The organism is Rhodococcus chondri (assembly GCF_036327435.1).
Lineage (GTDB): Bacteria > Actinomycetota > Actinomycetes > Mycobacteriales > Mycobacteriaceae > Rhodococcus > Rhodococcus chondri.
This window is the reverse complement of sequence record NZ_JAUZMZ010000221.1, coordinates 1-6,536: the sequence shown is the minus strand read 5'-3', so window position 1 is coordinate 6,536 and position 6,536 is coordinate 1. Positions and strand designations below refer to the sequence as shown.

Genomic DNA, 6,536 nt, shown 5'->3' with positions numbered 1-6,536 from the left:
CCGGGCAGTCGAACATCGCCCGGGCCTGCCGACGACTGGCCGCCAACCCTGACCACGCGGTCGACCTGGTCCTGAACGCATGAAACTGCAGGTCACAGCCCCGGAAGTCAACAACTACGGCACCCTGAGTTCGAGTCCATGGCCCGCGAGGTCCTGCTCGACACCGCGGCGCGCAAACTCGGCATCGACCCGGTCGAGCTGCGCCGCCGGAACATGCTCGGCGCCGACGATCTTCCCCTGGTCAGCCCGGCCGGAATGCCGTACAGCGACTCCACACCTCTGGAGACCTTCGAGCACGCGCTGTCGATGCTCGACTACGACGCGTTCCGGCAGGAGCAGGAACGTGCCCGCGCGGACGGCCGGTACATCGGCGTCGGCACGTGCACCTACATCGAACCAACTACGGGTGCAACACCTTTCCACAGCACCGAGGGCGCGACGATCCGTATCGAGCCGTCCGGGAAGGTCAATGTCTACGTCGCCGGCGGGTCGACGGGCAACAGTCTCGAGACGACGGTCGTGCAACTCGCCGCCGATGCGCTCGGAGTCGACATCGCGGACGTGAACACTATCCAGGGAGACACCGCGATCACCCCGTTCGGTGCGGGCACCGGTGGCAGCCGCTCCGGGTCGATGACCGCGGGTGCGGTCGGAGAGACGGCATCGGTGCTGCGCGACCGGATCCTCGCGATCGCCGCGCACCGGCTCGAGGCTGCGGTCGACGACGTCGAGTTCGTCCGCAGTCGCGCGTCGGTGCGGGGAGTCCCTGGGTCCGGCCTGTCGCTGGCCGAGATCGCCGACATCGCCTACTTCCAGGCCGAAACGCTGCCTCCGGGTGTGCCGCCGGGGCTCGAATCCAGCGGCCGGTACCACGCCCCGAACATGATGATCTGGGCGAACGCGACCCACGTGTGCACCTGCGAGGTCGACATCGATACCGGAGGCGTCAAGGTCCTGCGGTACATCGTCGGTGAGGACTGCGGTCCGATGATCAACCCGTCCGTCGTGGAAGGGCAGATCCGGGGCGGCACCGTGCAGGGAATCGGAGGCGCTCTGCTCGAGCATCTGGCGTACGACGAGGTGGGTAACCCGGTGACCACCACCTTCATGGACTATCTGCTGCCCACCGCGTCCGACGTGCCCGACATCGAGATCGGACACGTCGAAACTCCGAGTGCCGGTCCGGGCGGGTACAAGGGCGTCGGAGAGGGCGGTGCCATCGGCGCGTCCCCGGCGGTCGTCAACGCGGTGGCCGACGCACTCGCCCCGTTCGGGGTGGAAGTGAGCAGGCTGCCGCTCTCGCCGGCGACGATCGTGGAGATGGTGGACGAGGCGCGGAAGGTGCGGGCATGAAACCGTCGGCGTTCGAATACCACGCTCCCGAGACCGCCGAACACGCGATCGCGCTCGTCGCCGAGTTGGGCGACGACGCGAAGTTCATCGCCGGCGGGCAGAGCCTGATGCCGATGCTCAATCTGCGGCTGGCAGTGTTCGATCATCTGGTCGACCTCCGGAAACCGGTCGAGTTGCGCGGCATCGAGCGGCGCGGAGACCGGATGTGGATCGGTGCGGGCACCACGCACGCCACCATCGGCCGGTCGGCGGAGGTCGCCGACGCAGTTCCACTGCTGGCGCGGGCGACCCCGCTGATCGGCCATTTTCAGATCCGCAACCGCGGCACCCTCGGCGGCTCACTCGCACACGGCGACGGAGCGGCCGAATATCCCGTGGTGGCATCGGTGCTCGACGCCGAGATCGAGACGCTGTCGCCCCGAGGTCGGCGCACCGTACCGGCCTCACAGTTCTTCACGGGGATGTGGACCACCGCACTGGCCGCCGACGAGCTGCTCACCGGCGTGCTCTTCCCGGCCTGGACCGGCAGGTGCGGTTTCGCGATCGAGGAATTCGCGCGCAGAAAAGGGGATTTCGCACTGGCGGGCGCTGCGGTTGCGGTACGCGTGGACGCGGAGGCGCGCATCGACCGCTGCGCGATCGCCCTGTTCGGTGTGGGCCCCACACCCGTCCGGTGCAGCGTGCTCGGCTCGGAACTGCTCGGCCGGAACATCACCGAGATCGTCGCCGAGGATGTCGGACGCGAGGCGTTGTCGGCGCTCACCACGGTCTCGGACGACCTGCACGGACCCGCCGCCTACCGCCGGCGTCTGGCAACGACGATGGTGACGCGCGCGTGGCGCCGCGCCGCGGAGGAGGCATCCCGATGACAGACGTCGAGATCGCGATCACGGTCAACGGTGTAGTGCGGCGGCACACGATACCTCCCCGGTTGACACTCGCCGACTACCTGCGCATCGAGTGCGGCCTGACCGGAACACATCTCGGTTGCGAGCACGGCGTGTGCGGAGCATGCACCGTACTGCTCGACGGTGAGGCGGTACGCGCCTGCCTCGTCTTCGCGGTCCAGGCCGACGGAGCCGAACTCACCACCATCGAGGCGATGGCATCCGACGACGGCACACTCTCTCCGATCCAAGCCGCGCTCCGCGACCATCACGGTCTCCAATGCGGTTTCTGCACGCCCGGTTTCGTCATGTCGGCCACCGCGTTGCTGCGTGAGAACCCTTCTCCGAGCGACGACGAGATCCGCGACGGGCTCTCCGGAAACATCTGCCGCTGCACGGGCTACCAGGGAATTGTTGATGCCGTGCGCGCGGTCGCACACACGGGCACCGGCACCACGGCCGACAATGACTCCGATGAACCGGGGGTGGGACCGGCCCGACGGTGAATCTGGCGATAGCCACGGTCGAGAGCCACCTGAGACGATTGTCTGTGCCCTACGAGAGGAGACGAACGATGACATCGTCCGATCCAGAGGTCACCACCCGCGAGCGGTGGCTCGACGCACGGCGAGAGCTGCATCGCTGCACAAAACTCGAGCACTACCGACAGCGGATGGGTTGGGTCTTTCCCTGGTACTCCTCGCTCGGCAGCGACTTCAACTACGACTTCCATGGCACCCTCGACGCGGCGGTCGCACCGGTCGAATACAACTACAAAGACCAGGCGGAGCTCGAGCAGATGAACCCGGCATGGCAAGGCTGGTCCGGCGAAGAGCACGGTGTCAGTGCATTCCTGCGCCGGGGTGAGCGCATCTTCCACACCTACTCCGGCTACGCGCGCTCGACCGACATGCTCCTGGGCACCTACCACTGGCTCGACCTCACCGCCCTCGGCCGCCAAGAAGACCGGGAACCACAACCCCGCCGCGGCGACGACCCGTTCATGAGTTGGCTGCGCGGCCACGATGAATACGAACCGGACGTGATCACAGGAGCGACGACCCCCGACTGATGGAAGGTCCGGAGGACGCCGGACAACGGGCTACCGGGAAATCGTGGCCTCGGGAGTTATGTTCCGCAGAATGTTTGGAACGATTCGGTGAACACCGTCGGGGCGGGCGTAGCGTAGGCGGACCACTCGTCGCGGCGGTCGAACGGATGCGTGACGACCTCCAGGAGCTTCTCGAACGGAGCGAGGTCGCCGTCGGTCGCGGCGCGAAGCGCAGCATCGAGTTGATGATTGCGCGGGATGTACAGCGGGTTGACGCGGTCCATCGCCTCCGCGGTCTGTGCTGCCTCGTGCCCTTGTTTCGTCAGGGCGTCGCGCCAGCGTTCCAGCCAGGGCCCGATGTGCTCGCGCGGCACGAGGCCGTCGAGAGGCGCCGAGTTTTCGCGTAGTTCGTCCGCGAGGGCACGGAAGGTGCCCGTCCAGTCGGCACCGTGCTGCGCCATCAGTGTCAGCAGATCGTCGATCAGCGTTCGATCGATGTGCTCACCATCCATCCCGAGCTTCGCCGCCATACCCGCCGTGTAGTGGCCGTCGTAACGCTCGTCGAAGGTATCGAGGACTGCCGAGACCGCAGCGATGGCGTCGTCCGGCGTGGACTCGATCAACGTCAGCAGCGTTTCCGCGAAGCGTGCCAGATTCCATTTCAGGACCGCGGGCTGATTACCGAACGCATAGCGGCCGCCGTCGTCGATCGAGCTGAATACTGCACCCGGGTCGAAGGCGTCGAGGAAGGCGCACGGACCGTAGTCGATGGTCTCCCCCGAAATGGTCGTGTTGTCGGTGTTCATCACTCCGTGCACGAAACCGGTGAGCATCCAGCGTGCCACCAGCGACGCCTGCGCCTCGACCACCGCCTCGAAGAACGCCAGGTAGCGATTGCGTTCACCCGTCGCCGGCAGTTCGGTCAGCTCCGGATAGTGCCGGGCGATCGCGTAGTCGGCGAGCGACACCAGGACCTCGCCCTGGCGGACCGCAAATTCGAAGGTGCCCACCCGCAAGTGACCGGCCGCGACCCTGGCGAGCACCGCTCCGGGCTCGGCGCCGTTCCGGTAGACGTGCCGGCCCGTCGCGACCACCGACAGCGCGCGCGTAGTGGGGATGCCGAGGGCATACATGGCCTCGCTGACCAGGTATTCGCGCAGCATCGGGCCGACAACCGCGAACCCGTCGCCGCCGCGGGAAAACGGCGTGGGGCCCGAACCCTTGAGATGCAGATCCACGCGCCGACCGTCGGTGTCCGTCAGTTCACCGAGCAGCAGTGCCCGACCGTCCCCGAGGAGCGGCGCGTACCCACCGAACTGGTGGCCCGCATACGCCATCGCCACCGGCCTGGCCCCGGCCGGTGCCGCCGACCCGGACAGGACGGCGACCCCGTCCTCGCTTCGCAGTGCCGCTACGTCCAGCCGCAGCGACGCCGCGAGTTGCTCGTTGAGCACGAGCAACTTCGGGTCGGGGGCAGGAGCGCCCTGCCACGGCACCGTCAGGACGCCGAGTTCGTCGGCGAAGGTGCTGTCGAGGCCGGACACCGCCGTGTTCGTCCCTGTTGTGGAATTCGGAATTGCAGCCATCATTCGAGGGTAACCATCGCAGGGCCGGTCTTGGTGCCCCGGCGCAGCCGGACCCTCCTCCACCAGGAAGGATGCTGTGTCATGGGGCTGACAGACGATGATGATCGAGGACGCCCCGGACGCGCGAACCATCACGGTCGCATCCGACGCCTTCGAACAGACCCGATGAGGGTGTGCGGCTACGGGTTGTTGCGTTCGCGCGCCGGGTCGTAGAGGTGTGAACACGCGATCTCCGGTTCGTCCCGCACGCCGAGGGCGCGCCCGACGAGGATGACCGCGGTGTGTTTCAACCCGGCAGTCTCGACTCGGCCGGCGATGTCGGCGAGAGTGCCTCGCAGCACCAGCTGATTCGGCCGCGACGCGAACGCGACCACCGCCACCGGGCAATCCGAACCGTAGCTACCGGTGAGTTCCTGGGCCAGAGTGCGGATCCGGGTAATTGCGAGGTGCAGCACCAGGCTGGCCTCGAGCCCCGCTACGCGCGCGAGCGCCTCGGTGTCGGGCATTGCCGTCGACCGCGCCCGCGTGCGGGTGAGCACGACGGTCTGTACGAGTTCGGGCACGGTCAGCTCGGCACCGAGGGTTGCCGCTGCGGCGGCGTATGCGGGCACACCGGGCGTGACATCCCAGGGGACGCCTTCCGCGTCGAGGCGGCGGGTCTGTTCGGTGAGCGCCGAATACAGCGACGGGTCGCCCGAGCACAACCGGACGACGTCGAGGCCGCGGTGGTGCGCGTCGACGAGATGCTCGGTGATCCGGTCCAGATCCAGATGCTGGGTGTCGACCAACTCGGTGCCCTCGGCGCAGTGCGAGAGGATCTCGGCGTCGAGGTAGGTACCCGCATACAGCACCACCGGCGCCTGTCGCAGCAGGTTTACTGCGCGCAACGTCAGCAGATCGGCCGCTCCAGGCCCGGATCCGACGAAATGTACGGTCATTGATCGCCTTTCACGACACTCCACTGCACCACCGGTCGCAGCGACTGCCATCCGGTGAATGTTCCTATCGGGGTGGCATGTTCGACGGACAGCCGCGACAGGTCGCCGCCGCGTTGCTTCCACCACTGCACGAGCAGCGCTTCGGTCTCCAGCGTCACCGCGTGCGCCACGAGCCGCCCCCCGGCCCGCAGTGCATCCCAGCAGGTGCCGAGCACGCCCTCGCGGCTGCCGCCCCCGCCGACGAAGATCGCGTCGGGCGAGTCCAATCCGGCCAGCGCCTCCGGGGCACCGCCGCGCACCACACGCACCGTGGTCGGCACCCCGAGCCGGGAGACATTGCGTTCGATCGCATCGGCCCGCGCGGCGTTGTGCTCCACCGCGATTGCGCGGCAGCGCGGGTCGGTGCGGGCCCACTCGATACCCACCGATCCGGCGCCGGCACCGACGTCCCACAGCACCTGACCGGGTTTGGGAGCCAGCGCGCACACCGCGGCGATGCGGACGGGCCGCTTGCTGAGCTGACCGTCGTGCTCGAAGCAATCGTCCGGAAGTCCCGGAATCGTCGAATATCCTTCTGCATCGGAACATTCGATGCACAGCAGACTCAACTCCGCGGTCGAAGTCGCAAGCAGGTCGCGCGCCCGGCCGTCGAGCCGCGACTCGTCGGCGGCGTGCCCGAGATCCGATAACACCGTGATCCGCGCATCGCCGAATCCCTCGT

General features: G+C 67.7%; 6 protein-coding genes and 1 pseudogene. 4 read left to right on the top strand and 3 right to left on the bottom strand.

Annotated elements, in window-relative coordinates; all coding sequences use genetic code 11:
- Nucleotides 1-126: 126 nt before the first annotated feature.
- The 4 genes and pseudogenes from Q8814_RS23440 to Q8814_RS23425 all read left to right on the top strand — a co-directional run.
- A pseudogene (locus tag Q8814_RS23440) lies at nt 127-1,353 on the top strand (xanthine dehydrogenase family protein molybdopterin-binding subunit); the annotation flags it as partial.
- On the top strand, nt 1,350-2,222 hold the full coding sequence (locus tag Q8814_RS23435) for an FAD binding domain-containing protein (protein WP_330154372.1): 873 nt from the start codon (nt 1,350-1,352) through the stop codon (nt 2,220-2,222). The pseudogene Q8814_RS23440 and the gene Q8814_RS23435, both read left to right, overlap by 4 nt.
- Nucleotides 2,219-2,746: a (2Fe-2S)-binding protein gene (locus tag Q8814_RS23430; protein ID WP_330154371.1), complete on the top strand. Its 528-nt coding sequence runs from the start codon at nt 2,219-2,221 to the stop codon at nt 2,744-2,746. Before Q8814_RS23435 ends, Q8814_RS23430 begins: the two co-directional genes overlap by 4 nt.
- Before the next feature lie 68 nt (nt 2,747-2,814).
- Nucleotides 2,815-3,312, top strand: coding sequence for a DUF899 family protein (locus Q8814_RS23425; protein WP_330154370.1), 498 nt, complete (start codon nt 2,815-2,817; stop codon nt 3,310-3,312).
- Nucleotides 3,313-3,368: 56 nt separating this feature from the next.
- Here the strand turns inward: Q8814_RS23425 and Q8814_RS23420 are convergent, their stop codons facing one another.
- The 3 genes from Q8814_RS23420 to cbiT all read right to left on the bottom strand — a co-directional run.
- Nucleotides 3,369-4,877 (bottom strand): protein adenylyltransferase SelO, encoded by a 1,509-nt coding sequence (locus Q8814_RS23420; RefSeq protein WP_456239118.1) that lies wholly within the window; start codon nt 4,875-4,877, stop codon nt 3,369-3,371.
- 179 nt (nt 4,878-5,056) lie between these two features.
- On the bottom strand, nt 5,057-5,815 hold the full coding sequence (locus tag Q8814_RS23415) for a cobalt-precorrin-4/precorrin-4 C(11)-methyltransferase (RefSeq protein ID WP_330154368.1): 759 nt from the start codon (nt 5,813-5,815) through the stop codon (nt 5,057-5,059).
- Nucleotides 5,812-6,536 (bottom strand): precorrin-6Y C5,15-methyltransferase (decarboxylating) subunit CbiT (cbiT, locus tag Q8814_RS23410; RefSeq protein ID WP_330154367.1); only part of this gene is annotated, 725 nt, incomplete at its 5' end. The genes Q8814_RS23415 and cbiT, both read right to left, overlap by 4 nt.